The following is an 18,033-nucleotide window of genomic DNA, read 5'->3' on the forward strand; positions in this document are numbered from 1 at the left end:
ATGGAAAACAGCGCCATCCGTATCGCCCTGATTGGCGATCACGACCCGCAAGTCACCGCCCACCAAGCCATTCCCGTCGCCCTCGGTCTGGTCGCCGAACACCTCGACCGCAACGTGCAATTCGAATGGTTGCCCACCGAGCAGATCCACGCCGATACGCGACTCGGCGAGTTCAACGGTTTTTGGTGCGTCCCCGGCAGCCCTTACAAAAGTGAAGCCGGCGCACTGCGAGCGATCCGTTTTGCCCGTGAACAACAGCGCCCTTTCCTTGGCACCTGCGGCGGTTTTCAGCATGCGGTGCTGGAATTTTCCCGCAACGTGTTGGGCTGGACCGATGCCGAGCATGGCGAGACATCGCCCGACTCTGAATGCGCGGTGCTCACGCCGTTGACCTGTTCGCTGGTCGAAGCGGTGGACAGCATTCACCTGGTGCCCGGCTCGTTGATCGCCAGTGCGTACGAAACGTCGCAAATTCGTGAAGGTTATCGCTGCCGCTTCGGTGTGAATCCGCTGTTCGAACGGCAACTGTTGAACGATCGGCTACAAGCTGTCGGTCATGATTCGTCAGGGGATTTGCGCGCGATTGAACTCAAGGATCATCCATTCTTTGTGGCGACGCTGTTCCAGCCAGAACGTGCCGCGCTCAAAGGGCAGATGCCGCCGCTGGTGCACGCGTTTGTTGAAGCTTGCGCGGAGGCACGTTGATGACGGCCTGCTTTGCGGTGATTTTCACCTCGACTCGCACCGAGGGTGACAACGGCTATGCCGAGGCGGCTGAGCGCATGGATTTGTTGGTGCGTGAACAGCCGGGGTTTCTCGGGGTGGAGTCGGTTCGAGGAGCGGATGGCGTCGGGATTACGGTGTCGTATTGGCAGAGCGAAGCGGCGATTCTGGCGTGGCGGCAGAACCCTGAGCATCGGCTGATTCAAGTGCGTGGGCGCTCGGAATGGTATTCGTCGTTTCAGACGCGGGTGTGCAAAGTCGAACGCGAGTATCGGTTCAGACTGTGATGTTGGTGGTGAGCTCACCGGCCCCATCGCTGGCAAGCCAGCTCCCACAGGTTATGCGCTGTTCTGAAGATCACACCGTATTTGTGGGAGCTGGTTTGCCAGCGATGGGGCCGGTACAGCCACTAAAAAATATCAGCCGCGCACCAGACTGCGCACCGCAACAATCTCCGGCACTTCAACCTTGCTCATATAAACGCGCAACGGCTCGGTGATGTTGATCCGCTCATCAATATTCTGATCCAGCAACAACTGAATCAACTCGCGTTTAAGCGTCATGGTCTGCGCTGTCGCCGGCGCCCAGACGAATTCGCTCACAGGAATAATGCCGTCATCGGCCACGTCCATACCGAACGAATCTTCGCTGAATCTGACGATGTACTGACCGGTTTTGCGATTGAGGCCGACAAAGCCCTTGAGATCGTCGGCGGCCTGGCAGATGAGTTGGGAGGTGATGCGCATGGTAAACCTCACGAAAGTTGATCGATGGTTTACACGCAGGGCAACTGAGCGGCGCGCCCTCTGCCGGGACGTCTGCCGAGGGCAAGCGTACTGCAAACCGCGCCACAAAAGTGCAGGAAAAATCGCTTTTAATACGTTTATGTCGGTCCTGCGATAGCACCCGAGCGATTCAGTTGTTAAAAGGTACGTCTTTGAAATTGCCCTGCGAAAGGAACTCGAACATGCCCGCCACTTTCACCAAAAGCGCCCTGGTCCTGAGCCTGCTGCTCGGCCTCGGTCAGGCGCACGCCGCCAGCCAGACTGATCCGAAAGCGATCGCTGCCACCAACGGCATCCCGCACCCGGCGGTGATCGCCCACCGTGGCGCGTCTTTCGATGCACCGGAATCCACTGCGGCGTCCTACAAACTGGCCCGCGATCTTGGCGCCGATTACCTGGAAATGGACCTGCAGCGCAGCAAGGACGGCGTGCTGTTCGCCCTGCACGACGACAACCTGCAACGCACCACTGACGTTGCGACCAAATTTCCGGAGCGCAAAGACGCCTCGGCCACCGCGTTCACCATGGCCGAACTGAAAACACTCGACGCCGGCAGCTGGTTCAACACCAAGTACCCGGATCGCGCGCGCCCGACTTACGCCGGGCTGAAAATTCTGACCCTTGATGAAATCATCGACATCGCCCAAGCCAATCCGCAACACAAGCCGGGCCTGTACATCGAGACCAAAGAGCCGCAACTGTTTCCCGGGATCGAGAAAGACCTGAAAGAGAAACTGCAGGATCGCGGCTGGCTGAGCCCGGCCGGTTCGAAACTGGCAAAAAGTGCGCTGGGTGTGGGTCAAGGCAGGGGCAAAGTGATCCTGCAAACGTTCGAGAAAAACAGCCTCGAACTGCTGGAAAAAGAGATGCCGCAAGTGCCGAAAATCCTCCTGTTGTGGGTGGGCGAAGGCAGCATCGAGCCAAAATCGAAAGTGACGTTTGCCGAATCCGGCGAGAAAGACAAAAACGTTTTCTACGGCAAACAAGAGCCGAAGTCCGAAGCCGAATTCAAACAATGGGTGGATTACGCCAAGGCCCAAGGCGCAATCGGTACCGGCCCGTCGGCGAAGCTGACCAAGGGTGGCGATCAGAGCTATTCGGATCTGGTGCAACCGTGGATGAATAAATACACCCACGACCAGGGCATGCTGGTGCACGTCTACACCGTCGACGAGCCGGTGGACTTCGAGAAAGTCATGGCGGCCGGTGTCGACGGCATCTTCACCAACCGTGCCAGCGAACTGTTGAAGTTCTATAAACGCCCGGCGGCCGGCAGTGTTGATCAGGTGCTGAAGAACAACGGCTTCTGATCTTAAATCAAGGCGTTTTCATCGCGGGCAAGCCACGCTCCCACAGGTTCTGTGCAGGTGCATGGCTTGCCCGTTTTGTTTGGCTTTGGGATTTTAAGGGTGAGTTAAGTTGCACTGGTTAACCTGAAGCCACTTAAACGAATCACCCCAAGGAACGAACCGATGAAAACTTTGACTGCCCTGTTTACCGCCGCTGCCCTGACTCTTACCGCTGGCCTGGCCCAGGCTGATGTTCGCGTTGACCAGATTCCTGAACTGGTTAAGTCGGGCAAAATCAAGGCGCTGGAGTCGATGAACGCCGAAGCGCTGAAACTGCATCCGGGTGCGACGATTACTGACACCGACCTGGATAACCACTTCAACGGTTATGAGTATGAAGTTGAATTGAAAACTGCTGATGGCAAAGAGTTCGATGTGGACTTTGATGCAACTACCGGCAAAGTGCTGAGCAACAAGCAAGACACTTGATTGAACGCACCACCAAAAGCCGCACGATTGAAAGATCGTGCGGCTTTTTTTGTGTCTGGTGTTTGGCTTGGTTGATGTGTTGCCAGTGAGATTTTCTCCCCCTCACCCCAGCCCTCCCGAAACGTCGGACCGCCCCCAAAGGGGGCGAGGGGGAAAGGGAGCCGATCGGGGGTTACTCAAGACCTGAATGCGCCTCGATATTTCAGGTCGGCGTACCTCAAATAGTCACCACGGTCAGTTCCCTCTCCCTTGGGAGAGGGCTAGGGTGAGGGAAAAGGGCATCACGCCGAGGTGCTGACCAGCGAACCCGAGGTGCTCGAATCGGAATCCTGCAACGCCTGCAACAGTGAGGCGGTAGCGGTTGACAGGGACGCCGAGGTAGCGGTGATCTGCGCTTGCGCAGCGGCTACTTCGGCAGCCTTGGCATCAGAACTTTCCTGCTTCGCCTGCGCCGCTTGCAACGCTTGCTGCTCCTCCTGCAATTGCTTCTGCAGTTCGGCAATCTGCTTGCGCAGTTCCTTCACCGAATCCGATTCTTCACTGCTGGAATCGCTGTCACCCGCGGGTGCCGCACCACCGCCCGCAGCCACTTTGCTGGTGTCCGCTTTCACGCCAGTGCTGGCGGCTGCCGTGGTCGAGGTCTCGTCACCGACGTCGCTGATTGCGGTTTTACTGGTGGGTGTCGTGACGGTCTGATTGATCGAAACTGAAGTAATGCTGACCATGGAAAGGCTCCAATGCCGGTGATAGATAACCGGTCATCGACCATGGCTGCATCAATTTGAGATCGACTGTGTACCGACTCGGTATCCGAATCGGTACACGTTCAATGACCTCAGGCGCTGAGGCGCGCGGTGACTTCGTTCAACTGCCCCGACAGGCTATGCAGGTTCTGACTGGCGCTTTCAGTGCGCTGCACATTGTCGAGGTTGGTGCTGGCGATCGACGTGATCTCGGTGAGGTTGCGCGAGATGTCCTCGGCCACCGAGGTCTGCTCTTCCGCAGCGGTGGCGATCTGACGGTTCATGTCGCGAATCGCTTCCACTGCGTGGGTGATGCGCTCCAGCATCGCACCGGCCTGGGTTACTTGCTCAACGCTTTCATCACTGCGCGTCTGGCCGCTGTCGATGGCTTGCGCCGCATCCACCGCGCCGGTCTGCACGCTCTGAATGATCTGGTTGATCTCGATGATCGACTCGGCTGTGCGTTGTGCGAGGTTGCGCACTTCATCGGCAACCACCGCAAAACCACGCCCGGCCTCACCGGCCCGCGCCGCTTCAATCGCGGCGTTGAGTGCCAGCAGATTGGTCTGCTCGGCGATGCCGCGAATCACTTCCAGCACCTTGCCGATGCGGCCGCTGTCGGCTTCCAGACGACGAATCACCGTGGCGGTATTGGCGATTTCGCCGCGCATCTGCGTGATCGAGTGGATGGTGCTCTGCATGACCTTTTCACCCTGTTGGGCGGACTGATCAGCATCGTCGGCCGCACGCGCGGCATCGGCGGCGTGACGCGCCACTTCCTGCGCGGTGGCGGACATTTCGTTCATGGCCGTAGCGACTTGATCGGTGCGGTTGAACTGCTCGTTGGTGCCGCCAGCCATGGTCGTGGCGATCGCGTTCAACTCGCCGCTGGCGCTGTCCAGATCACTGGCGCTGCGCTGCAGACGGGTGAAGGTTTCGGCGAGAAAATCACGCAAGGTGTTGGCGGCAGCAGCGAGATTGCCCAGTTCATCCTGACGGTCGCTGACCACACGTTCGGCCAGTTTGCCGCGACTCAATTGGGTGACGTAATCGATGAGCTTGCGGATCGGCTCGACCAGGTTGCGGTTGACCAGCCACAGGCTGAGCAGGCCGATCAACAGGCCCGACGCGAGCATCACCAACAGCCCCAGCCACACAGTGCGATCAGCCTCGGCACTGATCAGCGCCGACTGCGCGGTGCCTTGCTTGCGCAACTCGGCGACCAGTTCGCTCATCTGATCGCTGGCGGCACGGTCAACGCCTTTGACCGCCGCGTCACCTGCCGTCGGATCACCACCGGCAGCCACGTAGGCATCGCGGCCCTTCTGATAGGCAGAACCCAACTGACGATGCTCATCACGCAAACGTTCGATGCGGTTTTTCAGGCTCGGCTCGAGACCTTTCTGGCCGGCCAGTTCACCGAGGATGTTCTGCACATCGCGCTGACGGTCTTCGAACTGCCCCCAGTACTTGGCCAGATCCGCCGGCTGCTTGCCGCGCAACAACACGTTTTTCCATTCCTGCACCTGCACCTTGAATTGCAGGTTGGCCTCATCGATCAATTGCGACGTGTGCAAGGGACCGGCGATCAACTGGCTGTAACTCTGCACGCCGTTGGACAGGAAATGAAAACAGGCCAGGGCAATCAACAGCACCGCCAACAGGCTGCCGCTCAGCAGAGCGAGAATTTGCGTTCTCAGGGATTTTTGCAGCATCGAAAGATACTCAGGACAAGGATGAGGCACGCCCGGTAAGGCGTGAAATTTTGCCGGACATCCATGTCGGCGAGCCTTGGCTCATGGCCAATAGCGCGCAACCTAACGCACCGGTGATCGGCGCGCCATATCGCTTCTTGAAGAAAATCCGACCGTCGGTAAGTCGCTGATTTGACGTCACTTTGCTGTCACATAAACGTCATGTGACATTGCGATGATGCGGCTCAGTGAACCTGCCATTTGCGTACCGACGCACCCTCCTCGCAGCGAGCCTCCATGAACCACAGCCTCGACATCAGTCATCGCGATCCTGATCTGTTTGGCCTGCTCTACGGCTATCGCTTCCTGCCCGGCGAACGTGGTCGCGAAGTCGATTCGGCCACAGCGTTGCGCTGTTTGCAGGACGACAGCGACAGCGGTGAATTCCTTTGGCTGCACCTCAATCTGGCGCATGCGGCGTGCGAGCGCTGGATGAAAAGTCATCTGCAATTGCCCGAAGAGTTTTTCGAGGCGCTGCACGAAGGCTCGCGCTCGACGCGCATCGAGCATGTCGATTCGGCGTTGCTGGCGGTGGTCAACGATGTGGTGTTCAACCTCAGCAGCATGGTCTCCTCGGACGTGTCGACGCTGTGGGTTTGTGTGCGCAGCAAACTGATCGTCAGTGCGCGTCTGCAACCGCTGCATTCGGTGGACAAACTGCGCTCGTCGGTGAAGGCCGGCGAGCGCTTTCGTTCCCCCTCGGAACTGCTTGTGCATCTGCTGCGCGATCAAGGCGAAGTGCTGACGCAGATCGTGCGCAAGACCAGCATGAGCGTCGATCAGGTCGAGGATGAATTGCTCTCCTCGCGGCTGTCGACCAACCGTGCCGAACTCGGCGCCAACCGGCGGGTGCTGGTGCGTCTGCAACGGCTGTTGGCGCTGGAGCCGGGTTCGTTATTGCGTTTGCTCAATCGGCCGCCGCCCTGGTTGCAGAAGGAGGACGTCAAGGAACTGCGCAAATCCACCGAGGAGTTTGCGCTGATCATCAACGACCTCACTGCACTGGGTGAGCGGATCAAACTGCTGCAGGAAGAGATCGCCGCCAACCTCAACGAACAGAGCAACCGCACGCTGTTTACTTTGACGGTGGTGACTGTGCTTGCGTTGCCAATCAACATCATTGCCGGTTTTTTCGGGATGAATGTGGGCGGGGTGCCGTTGTCGCAGGATCCGGAAGGGTTCTGGATTTTGGTCGCACTGGTGGCGACGTTTACCGTGATTGCCGGGCGTTGGGCGTTTCGCAAGCGCGGGGATTATTGACGCCTCAACGCTCGTTCCCATGCTCTGCGTGGGAATGCATCGAGTGACGCTCTGCGTCACAGGGGACGCGGAGCGTCCCGGGCGTCATTCCCACGCAGAGCGTGGGAACGAGCAGAAGACCGACGGTTGGGGTATTCAGCCAAACACTGACATGGCGCAGTCTCTCTGTAACATTCTGCAACGATCATGGGCGACATTCCTTCCCTCGCTCAGGATTGTCCTGCCATGGCTACTCCCTCCCTGACCGTCAGCCCCGCGTCCGCCCACAGTGGCAGGCCAGCCCTCGACAAGAAAACCGGTCCGTTCACCTACGTGATCTTTTTCGCCGTGTTGGCCATGGGGATGCTGTTCACCGCCTACAGCCTGATGCACGACATGCACGAACTCGGCACGGTGGTCACCACGTGGACGCCGTTTCTGTTGCTCGGTGTGGCGCTGCTGATTGCCCTGGGCTTTGAGTTCGTCAACGGTTTCCACGACACCGCCAACGCCGTCGCGACGGTGATCTACACCCACTCGCTGCCGCCGAACGTGGCGGTGGTCTGGTCGGGTTTCTTCAACTTCCTCGGCGTGCTGCTTTCGAGCGGCGCGGTGGCGTTCGGCATCATCGCTTTGCTGCCGGTGGAATTGATTCTGCAGGTCGGTTCTTCCGCCGGTTTCTCGATGATTTTCGCCCTGCTGATCGCGGCGATCCTGTGGAACCTCGGCACCTGGTGGCTGGGTTTGCCGGCGTCGTCGTCACACACTTTGATCGGTTCAATCATCGGCGTCGGCGTGGCGAATGCCTTGATGCACGGCCGTGACGGCACCAGCGGGGTCGACTGGGCGCAGGCGACCAAGATTGGATACGCCTTGTTGCTCTCGCCGCTGGTGGGTTTCGGTTGCGCGGCGCTGTTGCTGTTGGCGCTACGCGCGTTCGTGAAAAATCGTTCGCTGTACAAGGCCCCGGAAGGCAACACCCCGCCGCCATGGTGGATTCGCGGGTTGCTGATTCTGACCTGCACCGGCGTGTCCTTCGCTCACGGCTCCAACGACGGCCAGAAAGGCATGGGCCTGATCATGCTGATTCTGGTCGGCACGCTGCCGATGGCTTACGCCTTGAACCGCACCATGCCGGAAGAACAATCGCTGCAGTTTGCCGCCGTGGCGCAAGTCACCCAGCAAGCGCTGGTGAAAAGTGCACCGCTGCCGACGCCCGCCGATCCGCGTGCGGTGCTCTCCGATTACGTGCGCAGCAAGGACGCCACGCCACAACTGATCCCCGCCCTTGCCGCCCTCACCGGGCACATCGGCGAAGAGGTCAAAGGCTACGGTTCGCTGGCGAAAGTCCCGGCCGAAGCCATGGGCAACGTGCGTAACGACATGTACCTGGCCAGCGAAAGCATTCGCCTGATGGACAAGAACAAGGTCGGCAATTTCGACGCCGACACCAGCGGCAAACTGCAGTTGTTCAAACAGCAGATCGACAACGCCACGCGGTTTATTCCGCTGTGGGTGAAAATCGCCGTGGCCATCGCGCTCGGGTTGGGCACCATGGTTGGCTGGAAACGGATTGTGGTGACGGTCGGCGAGAAGATCGGCAAGACCCATCTGACCTATGCGCAGGGCGCCTCGGCGGAAACCGTGGCGATGCTGACCATCGGTGCGGCGGACATGTTTGGTTTGCCGGTGTCGACGACCCATGTTTTGTCCTCGGGTGTGGCCGGGACCATGGTCGCCAATGGCGGCGGGTTGCAGATGAAGACCATCCGCAATCTGTTGATGGCGTGGGTGCTGACGCTGCCCGCCGCCATTCTGCTGTCGGGCAGCCTCTACTGGCTGTTCACCCAAATTTTCTAACGGACGAAGACCCCCTGTAGGAGTGAGCCTGCTCGCGATAGCGGTGTATCAGTCAACATTGATTAAACTGACACACCGCTATCGCGAGCAGGCTCACTCCTACAGTTTTGACCGGTGATCAGGTTCAGAGCGCGGAGCGAATCAGATCGCCGAGCCAATCCATAAACACCCTGACCCGCAATGGCAAATGCCGTTGCCGCGCATACAACAATGAAATCCCCATCGCTGGCGCGGTGAATTGCGGCAACACAGTCACCAGTTCGCCGTTATCCAGATGCGGCTGCATGCCGGTACGCGGCACCTGCGTCAGACCAAATCCACCGAGGCACGCCGACTCGTAAGCGTCGGTGCTGTTGACCGTAATGCTGCCTGCCATCGGCAAGCGTTTAACCTGACCGCCCTCCTCGTACACAAAACCTTCCGAACGCGAGCCGAGCACGCCGACGTAATGCACCAGCCGATGCTGCGCGAGATCTTCCAGGGTCTGCGGCACCCCGTAGCGCTCAAGGTAGGCCGGGCTGGCGCAGTTAACCATGGGAAAGTCACCGAGGTGCCGCGCCACCACCGATTGATCCGGCTGCGCGCCAATCCTCACCACACAATCGAAGCCTTCGCTGAGCAGATCAACACGGCGATCGGTGCTGCTGATTTCCAGCTCCAGATTCGGATGACGCTCCATGAACTGTGGCAAGCGCGGCATGATCAGGCGCCGCGCGAGAATGTTCGGCATGTCGACCCGAATGCGCCCGGTCAACGACGCTTCGTCCTGGCGAAACAGGCCTTCGATCTCGTCCATGTGCGAGAGCAGGTCCTTGCTGCGTTCGTATAACACCAAACCGTCCTGCGTCGCCTGAACCTTGCGCGTGGTGCGTTGCAGCAGGCGTGTACCGAGCAGTGCTTCCAGCGCTTGCACGTGTTCGGACACGGTCGAGCGCGGTAAGCCCAAGCTCTCGCCAGCGAGGGTGAAACTCGACAGCTCGCTGACCCTGACGAAGGTGCGCAGCAGTTCCAGTTTGTTCATGGGCCGCTCGTAGATTGTTCGGCTGAGCCGATCAGTGATTCCGGATTCACTCTGTTTATCACCTCAGGACGGATAAATAAACTGAGCCCATCACCAATCACTGCAATCGAGGAAGTCCCTATGAACCGTAAAATCGCATTGATCACCGGCGCCAGCCGTGGCCTCGGTAAAAACGCCGCACTGCATCTTGCCGCTCAAGGCATCGACATCATCGGCACCTACAACAGCCGCGCCGATGAAGCCCAGGCACTGGTAACCGAACTGCAGGCACTCGGCGCGAAAGCCGTGATGCTGCAACTGGACGTCGGCCGCAGCGAAACCTTTGCCGATTTTGGTATACGTGTTGAGCAGGCATTGCAGCAGACGTTCGACCGTCAGCGTTTTGACTTCCTGATCAACAACGCCGGGATCGGCGTGCATGCCCTGTTTGCCGAAACCACGCCGGAGCAGTTCGATCTGCTGATGAACATCCAGTTGAAAGGGCCGTTCTTCCTGACCCAACAATTGCTGCCACTGATTAACGACGGCGGCCGGATCATCAATATTTCCAGCGGCCTGACCCGTTTCAGCCTGCCGGGTTACGGCGCTTATGCGGCGATGAAAGGCGCGATGGAAGTGCTGACCCGTTATCAGGCCAAAGAGCTGGGTGCGCGGCAGATTGGCGTGAACATTCTTGCGCCGGGGGCGATTGAAACGGACTTCGGTGGTGGCGCAGTACGCGACAACTCAGCAGTGAATGCGATGGTCGCCAGCAATACCGCGCTGGGCCGTGCCGGGCAACCGGACGATATTGGCGGGGCGTTGGCGTTGCTGCTGTCGCCGGGTGGACAGTGGATCAATGGCCAGCGGGTTGAGGCATCCGGCGGCATGTTCCTCTAACCAACGCTGAAACACCTTCACATGTAGGAGCTGCCGAAGGCTCCTACACGGGGATCGAGATTAGTTCTGGCAGGCATTACGGGTCATGAAGCGCTCGCGCACTACGTCATAGCCCCAGTGATACACGTAGGTGTACGGCAGAAAGAACAGCAACACGCCGATGTCGAGCAAAAACGCCTGCCACAGGCTGACCGACAACCACCAGGCAATCAGTGGCACGCCCATTACGATCAAACCACCCTCGAACAGCAGCGCGTGTACCACTCGCACCCAAGCATTGTGCGCAACGTTCATGCGCGCAAGCATACGATCAAAGAAGCGGTTGAACACCACGTTCCAACCCAGCGCCAACAGGGCGATCAACACCGTCACCGCGCCCATTTCCAGCATCGGTTTTTGCATGATCCACGCCAGCAACGGTGTGCAGATCAGGATGGCCAGCAGTTCGAAACCGATGGCCTGGAAAATACGTTCAGAGATGGATTTGTGGGCAGTCATGGCCTGAGTCCTTGAGTGAATATGATTGCCATGATCTATGCTCGAATCGATACTTCATAACCAATAACCATCGATCAAGGCGATAGTTGATGATTTCGCAAGAAGTGCTGTTGGCATTTGTCCAGGCAGCCACCCAAGGCTCGTTTTCCGCAGCGGCACGCAAACTCGGGCGCAGTCAGTCGACCATCAGCGCGGCAGTGGCCAGTCTTGAGATCGATCTGGACCTGCAGTTGTTTGATCGCAGCAGTCGTAAACCGACGCTGACCCCGGCCGGGCATGTGATGCTGCAACGCGCCGAGGCGATTCTGGCGGCCAGCAGTCGCCTGGAAATGACCGCACGACAGTTGTCCCAAGGCGTCGAACCGAAGCTGACGGTGGCGATTTCCGACACGTATCAGTCGTACCGTTTTGAAGCGGCGCTGGTCGGGTTTGAGCAGCGTTATCCGGATCTGGAACTGGAATGCCTGATTGCCGAATGCGATGACTTGATTGAGCTGGTGCAACGCGGTCGCGCGCACTTGGCCTTCGCTGAGATGCAAGAGAACTACCCGCCGGATCTGGTGACGTCGACAGTGGCCGAGCGCACGGAAATCGCCTTGTTCGTCAATCGCGACCATGCGCTGGCCAGGCTTGGTCACATTGATCAGCAGATCCTGGAACAGCACCGTGAATTGCGCCTGGCGACCATCGTCAATCCGTATGACAGCCGCGGCAAAGGTCGCGTGTGGTCGGCACCAAGTTATCTGATGCTGCTGGAAATGGCCGAAAAGGGTTTTGGCTGGGCGCCGCTGCCGCGTTGGCTGGCGCAACGTTATGGCAATGATTTGCTGGTGGAGTTGAAGGTGCGCGGCTGGCCTAAGCCGGTGTTTGTTGATGCGTTGTGGTCGCGGCTTTATCCACCGGGGCCGGCGGGGAGTTGGTTATTGAGCAAGATGCTGGAATAACGGCGCTGCTGATCGCTGGCAAGCCTGAAGTCAAAAGCCCCTCACCCCAGCCCTCTCCCGGAGGGAGAGGGAGCCGACCGAGGTGTCTTGCGTCAGACATCGACCTGAAAGACCGAGTCGATTATGGATTCATTGCGACCTTAAACCTCGACCACACTGGATCGATTCTGGATTCACTGCGACCTTAAAGCTCAACCAGATTGGGTCGATTCTGGATTCATTGCGGCCTTAACCTCGACCAGACTGGATCGATTCTGGATTCAAAGCCGATCGTTCAAGTCGGTGAAATTCTCCAATATCCCCCAATCAGTCCCCTCTCCCTCTGGGAGAGGGCTAGGGTGAGGGCAATTCCAGCGCCGAAAGCCGCCCTTCAATAAACCGCCGCTCCGGTTCCTGCCGCGTAAGCTCCAACGCCCGCAAATACGCCGCCCGCGCCTCCTCCACCCGGCCCAACTGCCGACAAAACTCCGCCCGCGCAGAATGCGCCAAGTGGTAATCCTGCAATTCGCCGCGCGCCAAAATTCCTTCAATCAGACTCAACCCGGATAGCGCCCCGTCGCGCTTGGCCACCGCGACCGCTCGATTCAATTCAATCACTGGCGAGGGCACCGCGCGCAGCAGTACGTCATACAGCCCGACGATCTGCGCCCAATCCGTCTCCGCCGCTGACGGCGCCTCGGCATGCACCGCGGCAATCGCCGCTTGCAGACAATACGGCCCAAACCGCCGCGTGGTCAGCGCACGCTCAACCAGCGCACACCCTTCGGCAATCAACCCGGCATCCCACAAGGCACGATCCTGATCATCCAGCAGCACCAGTTCACCACTCGGCGAAGTCCGCGCCGGTCGCCGTGATTCGTGCAACAGCATCATCGCCAACAACCCCATGACCTCCGGCTCCGGCAACAACTCCATCAACAACCGCCCCAACCTGATCGCCTCACGCGTCAGATCCTCACGGATCAACTCCGCGCCAATCGACGCCGAATACCCCTCGTTGAACACCAGATAAATCACCCGCAACACGCTGTCGAGGCGTTCGGGCAATTCGCTCAGGCTCGGTACTTGATAAGGGATTTTCGCATCACGGATCTTGGCTTTCGCCCGCACGATGCGCTGGGCAATCGCCGCTGGCGCGCAGAGAAAGGCGCGAGCGATTTCCTCGGTGGTCAGGTCGCAGACTTCGCGCAAGGTCAGCGGCACTTGCGCATCCGCCGCCAGCGCCGGGTGACAACAGGTGAAGATCAGCCGCAGACGATCGTCTTCCACGTCCTCGCCACTCCAGTCGGCCTGCTCAAGTTCTTCCAACTGCGCCAACAGCAAGGGCTGTGAAGCTTTGAAGCGTGCACGTCGACGCAACACATCAATCGCCTTGAAGCGCCCGGTCGACACCAGCCAGGTGCGCGGATTGTCCGGTACGCCGTCGCGCTGCCAGCGTTCGACCGCGACGAAGAACGCCTCGTGCAAGGCTTCTTCGGCGAGGTCGAAATCGCCGAGCAGGCGAATCAGTGTCGCCAGAATCCGCCGCGAGTCTTCGCGATAGACCTGCTCGACCCGCGCCCGAACCTCAGACATTCAACTGTCGCACCGGGCGTACTTCAACGCTGCCGACCCGCGCCGCCGGAATGTTGCCGGCGACCTGAAGCGCTTCGTTGAGGTCCTTGGCGTCGATCAGGTAGAAACCGGCCAGTTGCTCCTTGGTTTCGGCGAACGGGCCGTCGGTAATCGACAGTTTGCCGTTGCGCATGCGCACCGTGGTGGCGGTCTGCACCGACTCCAGAGCCTCGGCAGCAACCATCCGCCCGCTGCCCTGAATCGACTCGGCGTACGCCCAGCACTCAGCGTCTTTCGGGCTGTCGGGCGACGAATGCAGCAGGCGCTCATCGCTATAGACCAGGCATAAATACTTCATGGCGTTCTCCTGAAGCGGACGGTTCAACTATGGCTGAAGATCAGGGCTGTACATCAAACAGGGTCGCGCCGCTCATCGGATCGAACGGTGCCGACCAGTGTTCGTGGACGATTTTCCAGGCCCCGCCAACCTGCCGATAGCAGGCGGTGACGCGCATCCAGCAGCTCTGGGTTTCGCCTTTCTCATTGGTGCCACCGCAGTTGGCCACCCAGTGCGCAAAGGCGATGTTGTCGGCGCTTTCGATGGCGATTTCGTGGAACTCGAAAATGTGCGGGCCGGGGCACATTTCCATGCAGTCGACCCAGTGCGCGCGGTAGGCGGCTTTGCCTTTGAATTGCAGGGCTTTGATCGCGTCGAAGGAGACGATGTCGTCGGCATACAACGCCATGACTTTCTCCACGTCCTTGGTCATGACGGCTTCGCGGTAGGTGTTGATCAGGGTCTGGATTTCAGATTGTGCGCTCATGCTGTTCTCCGTGGTTTTTGTTGTGAAGACACTCTTAGTCGCTTGGTGAACCGGCAGATCGACAGAGCAAACAAAAAAATTCTACAGAAGACAAAATCGCTAGAATCCGAGGCTCATCTTTGTAGGAAAAAGGAAATTCCCGTGTCAGCCCAACTCGTGCCGTACGACAGCCTCAACGCCTTGCAGCGTGAGCAAGTCGAGGCGATTGAAATCCATGCCGAGCAGATCAAGTTCTCTGGCGATATTCATGGTGCGTTGCACACGCTGCTGTCGAAGCCCGGCCCCGGCGTGAAGGGTTTTGCCCTGTTGGCGGATGAAGTGCCGGTGGCGTTTCTGCTGCTCAAACGCCCGCCGGTGTTGCCGGCCTGGGCCAATGAACATAGCGCCACCTTGCATGCGTTGCAGGTTGATCGCAGGGCGCAGGGCAAGGGTTACGGCAAGGCGTGTCTGCAAGCACTGCCCGAGGTTGCGCGTCAGGCGTGGCCGGAGATCAAAGGGTTAGAGTTGTCAGTGGATGCCGATAACGACGCGGCGATCGCGCTGTACGCCAAACATGGTTACGTCGACAGCGGAGAAGCGTACAAGGGCCGAATCGGTTATGAGCGGCGCATGGGGCTGTTTTTCTAAGTCATCGAGGGAAGCACGATGATCGATTCAATCGAAGCACTGGAAGCTATTTACGGATTGCCCCACGAGCGGGCGGTGCGCAAGCAGATCGGTTTTCTCAACGAGGATTATCAGGCGATGGTGCGGGTTTCGCCGCTGGTGATCGTCAGCTCGGTGGGCGCCGATGGCCTGGATAATTCGCCGCGCGGTGACAAAGCCGGGTTTGTGCGGATCATTGATGAGCGCACGCTCGCGCTGCCGGATCGCCCGGGCAATAACCGCATCGATACCTTGCGCAATGTGCTGCAGGATTCGCGGGTGTCGTTGCTGTTCATCATTCCGGGGATTGGTGAAACGTTGCGGGTCAATGGCACAGCGACGATCAGTGCAGATCCACAGTTGCTGGAAAGCTTTGCGGTGAATGGCAAACCGGCGAAAACGGTGTTGCTGGTGACAGTGGAGGCGGCGTTCTTTCATTGCTCGAAAGCCTTCGTCCGCTCCGATGCGTGGAACCCGGAAACGCACTTGCCGCGCTCAGCCCTGCCCTCTGCTGGCGCCTTCCACAAGCGCCTGAATGATGGCGAGTTCGACGCCGAAACCTACGACCGCGAAGCGCCGAAACGGGTAAGCGACACCCTTTACTGACCCTCCCGTGAATGATCGTTCCCACGCTCTGCGTGGGAATGCCTCTTGTGACGCTCTGCGTCACGATTTTGGGACGCAGAGCGTCCCCGGCTGCATTCCCACGCGGAGCATGGGAACGATCATTGACAGGAAGAAATGGGTTAGAGGGTCAGGATCATCTCGTGCCACGCCATGCCGCCGTGATCCGACTCCGACGGTTTGATGTAGGCAAAACCAAACCCGGCATACAACGGAATGTGCTGTTCCTTGCACATCAAATGAATCGTCGCTTTATCCATCCCGCGCATACGTTCAATGAACTCGCCCATCAAGCGCTTGGCCAGCCCCTGCCCCTGATAATCCGGGTGCACCACCACCGACATGATCACCACGTTCGGCCCTTTCGGGTCGTGGCCGATCAGTTCCTTGAACGCCTCGTCCGACATCTGCACATCAAACGCCGCGCCGGAATTGATGAAGCCTGCGACGACGCCATCCACTTCGGCCACCACGAAGCCTTCCGGCCAGGTGGCGATGCGCGTGGCGATCTTCTCGCGGGTCGCCGCTTCGTCGCCTTCATAGGCAACGGTTTCGATGGCGTAGCAGCGGTCCAGGTCGGCGGCGGTGACGTTGCGGATGAGGGTGTTCATGGCGGCTCGGAAATCAGCAGAAGAAAGTGCCGAAAGCATAAAGGAATAAGGCCTGCATATCGATGCGCACGGGCGGCGTAAAGCTTGCGTATAAGCGCTTTTCTTCGCGGTCGGAGCGGGCTATTTCTGCGGTGTGTCTCTGATCACCCTTGGGGGAAACCGCTTATGAGCAGCGTTGAAATCGGCCTGTTGATGGTGTTGGGCATCAGTACTTTCGGCTTTATCACCTTGGGCATCGACCTGTTGCGGGCGCGACGTAAACAGCGTTGAAAGCATGAGGCGGACATGGATCCGCCTCATGCTTGTCCGCTCAAACCTTGGTATCGACAGGCACGCAGATTTCCAGTTTGCCGGTGTGCTCCTTCGGGTTGAAGTCGGCGCTGTAACGCTCGAGTTCCGGGGCGTTGAGCTCCACGTAGTGAGAGCTCGGCAACCAGGTTTTGTAGATGTATTGCAGGGTTTGCGGCAATTGATCGAGCGGTCCCTTGTGCTCGAACACCGCGTATTGCCGGGGCAGCACTTCCACCCACTGATAGACCTTCTGATCGAGGTCATCAAGCTTGCTGATTTCCACCCCGGCGATGTAATCGAAGCCACCCTTGCCGTCGAAATTGCAGCAAACACCGTAGGTCACTTCGTTCTTTTGCCCTTGGATCTTTCCCAGGTGCGGCAAGAACTTTTCCCACAGCGCCGGAATGTCTTTGGCTGTGTCTTGGGTAAATCGACCGCGAAAACCTGCAATCAGCAGGAAGTGTCCATGTTCGAAGCGAGGTTCAGCCACTTCGACGCGTTTTTGCTCATCCATGACTCGACTCCTGGAACAAAAGAGGGGTTCGGCTGGGAGTATAGAAAGCCAAAGCCGATTCGCACGTTTACAGCGCGTGCAACTGCTCGACGGCGCCGGAACCGACAAATTCGTTATAGCCAGATACGATCACGTACACCGCGAAATAGCAGAAGATCGCTGCAGATGCCAGGTAGGAATAGCGCAACAGCTTATCGCCCAACAGCTTGCCACCATGGCTCGCGGCAAAGCATAAACCCGCCGACCACAGCAGCCCGGCGCAAAGGAATCCGCCAAGGAACAGCGCCGAACTCACCGGCCCACCGCCACCGGAACGGGCGATCAACGTACCGCCAACAGCAGCGAACCAGAGAATCGCGCTCGGCGACGACATCGCGAGAAAAATGCCCCGGAAGAACTCCTTGCGATGGGAGTTCTGCCCCACTTCCGCCGTGGCCGCCAACTGCGCCTCGTGGTGAATCGCCGAGTAAATCATCTTCGCTGCAAAGTAGATCAGCAGCGCCGAACCACCAATCCACAGCACCCAGCGCACTGTTTCGTATTGCAGCAAAACCGTCATGCCGGCCAGCGCCAGCACCGCGTAAATCAGGTCGCCGACACAGGTACCGAGGCCCAGCGCGAAGCCCTGAAAGTAACCGCGCTGCATCGCCAGGGTGATCATCGCGATGTTGGCCACGCCGATATCCAGGCACAGCGAAAGGCTCAGCAAGAAGCCGCTGGTGAATTCCATCTACCGATTTCCTTGG

The 18,033-nt window shown here is 58.9% G+C and carries 21 protein-coding genes; 10 read left to right on the plus strand and 11 right to left on the minus strand.

The window, feature by feature from the left end; all coding sequences use genetic code 11:
- The gene (locus tag ACZZ0A_RS18370; protein WP_463543554.1) at positions 1-705 is read left to right on the plus strand and encodes a CTP synthase C-terminal region-related (seleno)protein; all 705 of its coding nucleotides are present in this window, start codon (positions 1-3) and stop codon (positions 703-705) included.
- On the plus strand, positions 705-1,010 hold the full coding sequence (locus ACZZ0A_RS18375) for an antibiotic biosynthesis monooxygenase family protein (protein WP_463543555.1): 306 nt from the start codon (positions 705-707) through the stop codon (positions 1,008-1,010). The genes ACZZ0A_RS18370 and ACZZ0A_RS18375 overlap by 1 nt, the downstream gene beginning before the upstream one ends.
- A 132-nt stretch (positions 1,011-1,142) precedes the next feature.
- Here ACZZ0A_RS18375 and ACZZ0A_RS18380 read toward each other — a convergent pair whose 3' ends face one another.
- Complete coding sequence (locus ACZZ0A_RS18380; RefSeq protein ID WP_095126167.1) at positions 1,143-1,469, minus strand: DUF2025 family protein; 327 nt, start codon at positions 1,467-1,469, stop codon at positions 1,143-1,145.
- 221 nt (positions 1,470-1,690) lie between these two features.
- Here ACZZ0A_RS18380 and ACZZ0A_RS18385 point away from each other — a divergent pair, with 221 nt between their 5' ends.
- Together ACZZ0A_RS18385 and ACZZ0A_RS18390 are read left to right on the plus strand one after the other, a co-directional pair.
- Positions 1,691-2,818 (plus strand): glycerophosphodiester phosphodiesterase, encoded by a 1,128-nt coding sequence (locus ACZZ0A_RS18385; RefSeq protein WP_463543556.1) that lies wholly within the window; start codon positions 1,691-1,693, stop codon positions 2,816-2,818.
- 162 nt (positions 2,819-2,980) lie between these two features.
- Positions 2,981-3,286: a PepSY domain-containing protein gene (locus ACZZ0A_RS18390; protein ID WP_463543557.1), complete on the plus strand. Its 306-nt coding sequence runs from the start codon at positions 2,981-2,983 to the stop codon at positions 3,284-3,286.
- A 281-nt stretch (positions 3,287-3,567) separates the two neighbouring features.
- On the opposite strand, the gene ACZZ0A_RS18395 is transcribed toward ACZZ0A_RS18390, so the two are convergent.
- Together ACZZ0A_RS18395 and ACZZ0A_RS18400 are read right to left on the minus strand one after the other, a co-directional pair.
- Positions 3,568-4,011 (minus strand): hypothetical protein, encoded by a 444-nt coding sequence (locus ACZZ0A_RS18395; RefSeq protein WP_007917761.1) that lies wholly within the window; start codon positions 4,009-4,011, stop codon positions 3,568-3,570.
- A 110-nt stretch (positions 4,012-4,121) separates the two neighbouring features.
- Complete coding sequence (locus ACZZ0A_RS18400) at positions 4,122-5,744, minus strand: methyl-accepting chemotaxis protein (RefSeq protein ID WP_007917763.1); 1,623 nt, start codon at positions 5,742-5,744, stop codon at positions 4,122-4,124.
- A 276-nt stretch (positions 5,745-6,020) separates the two neighbouring features.
- Between ACZZ0A_RS18400 and ACZZ0A_RS18405 the strand changes: the two genes are divergently transcribed.
- Positions 6,021-7,043, plus strand: a complete 1,023-nt coding sequence (locus ACZZ0A_RS18405; RefSeq protein WP_007917764.1) for a transporter — start codon at positions 6,021-6,023, stop codon at positions 7,041-7,043.
- Between the two features lie 225 nt (positions 7,044-7,268).
- Entirely contained in the window at positions 7,269-8,882 is a 1,614-nt protein-coding gene (locus ACZZ0A_RS18410; protein WP_123376430.1) for an inorganic phosphate transporter, read from the plus strand.
- Positions 8,883-9,006: 124 nt separating this feature from the next.
- On the opposite strand, the gene ACZZ0A_RS18415 is transcribed toward ACZZ0A_RS18410, so the two are convergent.
- Positions 9,007-9,903 carry a LysR family transcriptional regulator gene (locus tag ACZZ0A_RS18415; RefSeq protein WP_007917769.1) on the minus strand — a complete coding sequence of 299 codons (897 nt, stop codon included), beginning with the start codon at positions 9,901-9,903 and terminating at the stop codon, positions 9,007-9,009.
- A 120-nt stretch (positions 9,904-10,023) separates the two neighbouring features.
- On the opposite strand from ACZZ0A_RS18415, the gene ACZZ0A_RS18420 reads away from it, so the two are divergent.
- Positions 10,024-10,782 (plus strand): SDR family NAD(P)-dependent oxidoreductase, encoded by a 759-nt coding sequence (locus ACZZ0A_RS18420; protein ID WP_414894728.1) that lies wholly within the window; start codon positions 10,024-10,026, stop codon positions 10,780-10,782.
- Between the two features lie 60 nt (positions 10,783-10,842).
- Here the strand turns inward: ACZZ0A_RS18420 and ACZZ0A_RS18425 are convergent, their stop codons facing one another.
- Positions 10,843-11,280, minus strand: a complete 438-nt coding sequence (locus tag ACZZ0A_RS18425; protein WP_447786793.1) for a multidrug/biocide efflux PACE transporter — start codon at positions 11,278-11,280, stop codon at positions 10,843-10,845.
- A gap of 89 nt (positions 11,281-11,369) precedes the next feature.
- On the opposite strand from ACZZ0A_RS18425, the gene ACZZ0A_RS18430 reads away from it, so the two are divergent.
- The gene (locus tag ACZZ0A_RS18430) at positions 11,370-12,224 is read left to right on the plus strand and encodes a LysR family transcriptional regulator (RefSeq protein WP_414894730.1); all 855 of its coding nucleotides are present in this window, start codon (positions 11,370-11,372) and stop codon (positions 12,222-12,224) included.
- A gap of 333 nt (positions 12,225-12,557) precedes the next feature.
- Here the strand turns inward: ACZZ0A_RS18430 and ACZZ0A_RS18435 are convergent, their stop codons facing one another.
- From ACZZ0A_RS18435 to ACZZ0A_RS18445, 3 genes are read right to left on the minus strand one after another with little or no spacing between them, the layout of a single operon-like run.
- Positions 12,558-13,799, minus strand: a complete 1,242-nt coding sequence (locus ACZZ0A_RS18435; RefSeq protein WP_007917778.1) for an RNA polymerase sigma factor — start codon at positions 13,797-13,799, stop codon at positions 12,558-12,560.
- Complete coding sequence (locus ACZZ0A_RS18440; RefSeq protein WP_463543558.1) at positions 13,792-14,136, minus strand: YciI family protein; 345 nt, start codon at positions 14,134-14,136, stop codon at positions 13,792-13,794. Before ACZZ0A_RS18440 ends, ACZZ0A_RS18435 begins: the two co-directional genes overlap by 8 nt.
- A 40-nt stretch (positions 14,137-14,176) precedes the next feature.
- A complete protein-coding gene (locus ACZZ0A_RS18445; RefSeq protein ID WP_007917780.1) occupies positions 14,177-14,602 on the minus strand; it encodes a YybH family protein in 426 nt (141 codons plus the stop codon).
- A gap of 141 nt (positions 14,603-14,743) precedes the next feature.
- On the opposite strand from ACZZ0A_RS18445, the gene ACZZ0A_RS18450 reads away from it, so the two are divergent.
- Positions 14,744-15,229, plus strand: a complete 486-nt coding sequence (locus tag ACZZ0A_RS18450; RefSeq protein WP_122844465.1) for a GNAT family N-acetyltransferase — start codon at positions 14,744-14,746, stop codon at positions 15,227-15,229.
- 18 nt (positions 15,230-15,247) lie between these two features.
- Positions 15,248-15,853, plus strand: a complete 606-nt coding sequence (locus tag ACZZ0A_RS18455) for a pyridoxamine 5'-phosphate oxidase family protein (RefSeq protein ID WP_095112243.1) — start codon at positions 15,248-15,250, stop codon at positions 15,851-15,853.
- A gap of 140 nt (positions 15,854-15,993) precedes the next feature.
- On the opposite strand, the gene ACZZ0A_RS18460 is transcribed toward ACZZ0A_RS18455, so the two are convergent.
- The 3 genes from ACZZ0A_RS18460 to ACZZ0A_RS18470 form a co-directional block, all read right to left on the minus strand.
- Positions 15,994-16,482, minus strand: a complete 489-nt coding sequence (locus ACZZ0A_RS18460) for a GNAT family N-acetyltransferase (protein ID WP_414894733.1) — start codon at positions 16,480-16,482, stop codon at positions 15,994-15,996.
- Between the two features lie 310 nt (positions 16,483-16,792).
- Positions 16,793-17,287 (minus strand): GyrI-like domain-containing protein, encoded by a 495-nt coding sequence (locus ACZZ0A_RS18465; protein WP_007917791.1) that lies wholly within the window; start codon positions 17,285-17,287, stop codon positions 16,793-16,795.
- A gap of 67 nt (positions 17,288-17,354) precedes the next feature.
- Complete coding sequence (locus tag ACZZ0A_RS18470; RefSeq protein ID WP_007917797.1) at positions 17,355-18,017, minus strand: LysE family translocator; 663 nt, start codon at positions 18,015-18,017, stop codon at positions 17,355-17,357.
- Positions 18,018-18,033: the final 16 nt, after the last annotated feature.

This window comes from Pseudomonas sp. AC242 (assembly GCF_979258655.1).

Bases quoted from the DNA above. Each gene is read 5' to 3' on its own strand.
- ACZZ0A_RS18370 (WP_463543554.1), top strand. From the start codon at position 1: ATGGAAAACAGCGCCATCCGTATCGCCCTGATTGGCGATCACGACCCG.
- ACZZ0A_RS18375 (WP_463543555.1), top strand. From the start codon at position 705: ATGACGGCCTGCTTTGCGGTGATTTTCACCTCGACTCGCACCGAGGGT.
- ACZZ0A_RS18380 (WP_095126167.1), bottom strand. From the start codon at position 1,469: ATGCGCATCACCTCCCAACTCATCTGCCAGGCCGCCGACGATCTCAAG.
- ACZZ0A_RS18385 (WP_463543556.1), top strand. From the start codon at position 1,691: ATGCCCGCCACTTTCACCAAAAGCGCCCTGGTCCTGAGCCTGCTGCTC.
- ACZZ0A_RS18390 (WP_463543557.1), top strand. From the start codon at position 2,981: ATGAAAACTTTGACTGCCCTGTTTACCGCCGCTGCCCTGACTCTTACC.
- ACZZ0A_RS18395 (WP_007917761.1), bottom strand. From the start codon at position 4,011: ATGGTCAGCATTACTTCAGTTTCGATCAATCAGACCGTCACGACACCC.
- ACZZ0A_RS18400 (WP_007917763.1), bottom strand. From the start codon at position 5,744: ATGCTGCAAAAATCCCTGAGAACGCAAATTCTCGCTCTGCTGAGCGGC.
- ACZZ0A_RS18405 (WP_007917764.1), top strand. From the start codon at position 6,021: ATGAACCACAGCCTCGACATCAGTCATCGCGATCCTGATCTGTTTGGC.
- ACZZ0A_RS18410 (WP_123376430.1), top strand. From the start codon at position 7,269: ATGGCTACTCCCTCCCTGACCGTCAGCCCCGCGTCCGCCCACAGTGGC.
- ACZZ0A_RS18415 (WP_007917769.1), bottom strand. From the start codon at position 9,903: ATGAACAAACTGGAACTGCTGCGCACCTTCGTCAGGGTCAGCGAGCTG.
- ACZZ0A_RS18420 (WP_414894728.1), top strand. From the start codon at position 10,024: ATGAACCGTAAAATCGCATTGATCACCGGCGCCAGCCGTGGCCTCGGT.
- ACZZ0A_RS18425 (WP_447786793.1), bottom strand. From the start codon at position 11,280: ATGACTGCCCACAAATCCATCTCTGAACGTATTTTCCAGGCCATCGGT.
- ACZZ0A_RS18430 (WP_414894730.1), top strand. From the start codon at position 11,370: ATGATTTCGCAAGAAGTGCTGTTGGCATTTGTCCAGGCAGCCACCCAA.
- ACZZ0A_RS18435 (WP_007917778.1), bottom strand. From the start codon at position 13,799: ATGTCTGAGGTTCGGGCGCGGGTCGAGCAGGTCTATCGCGAAGACTCG.
- ACZZ0A_RS18440 (WP_463543558.1), bottom strand. From the start codon at position 14,136: ATGAAGTATTTATGCCTGGTCTATAGCGATGAGCGCCTGCTGCATTCG.
- ACZZ0A_RS18445 (WP_007917780.1), bottom strand. From the start codon at position 14,602: ATGAGCGCACAATCTGAAATCCAGACCCTGATCAACACCTACCGCGAA.
- ACZZ0A_RS18455 (WP_095112243.1), top strand. From the start codon at position 15,248: ATGATCGATTCAATCGAAGCACTGGAAGCTATTTACGGATTGCCCCAC.
- ACZZ0A_RS18460 (WP_414894733.1), bottom strand. From the start codon at position 16,482: ATGAACACCCTCATCCGCAACGTCACCGCCGCCGACCTGGACCGCTGC.
- ACZZ0A_RS18465 (WP_007917791.1), bottom strand. From the start codon at position 17,287: ATGGATGAGCAAAAACGCGTCGAAGTGGCTGAACCTCGCTTCGAACAT.
- ACZZ0A_RS18470 (WP_007917797.1), bottom strand. From the start codon at position 18,017: ATGGAATTCACCAGCGGCTTCTTGCTGAGCCTTTCGCTGTGCCTGGAT.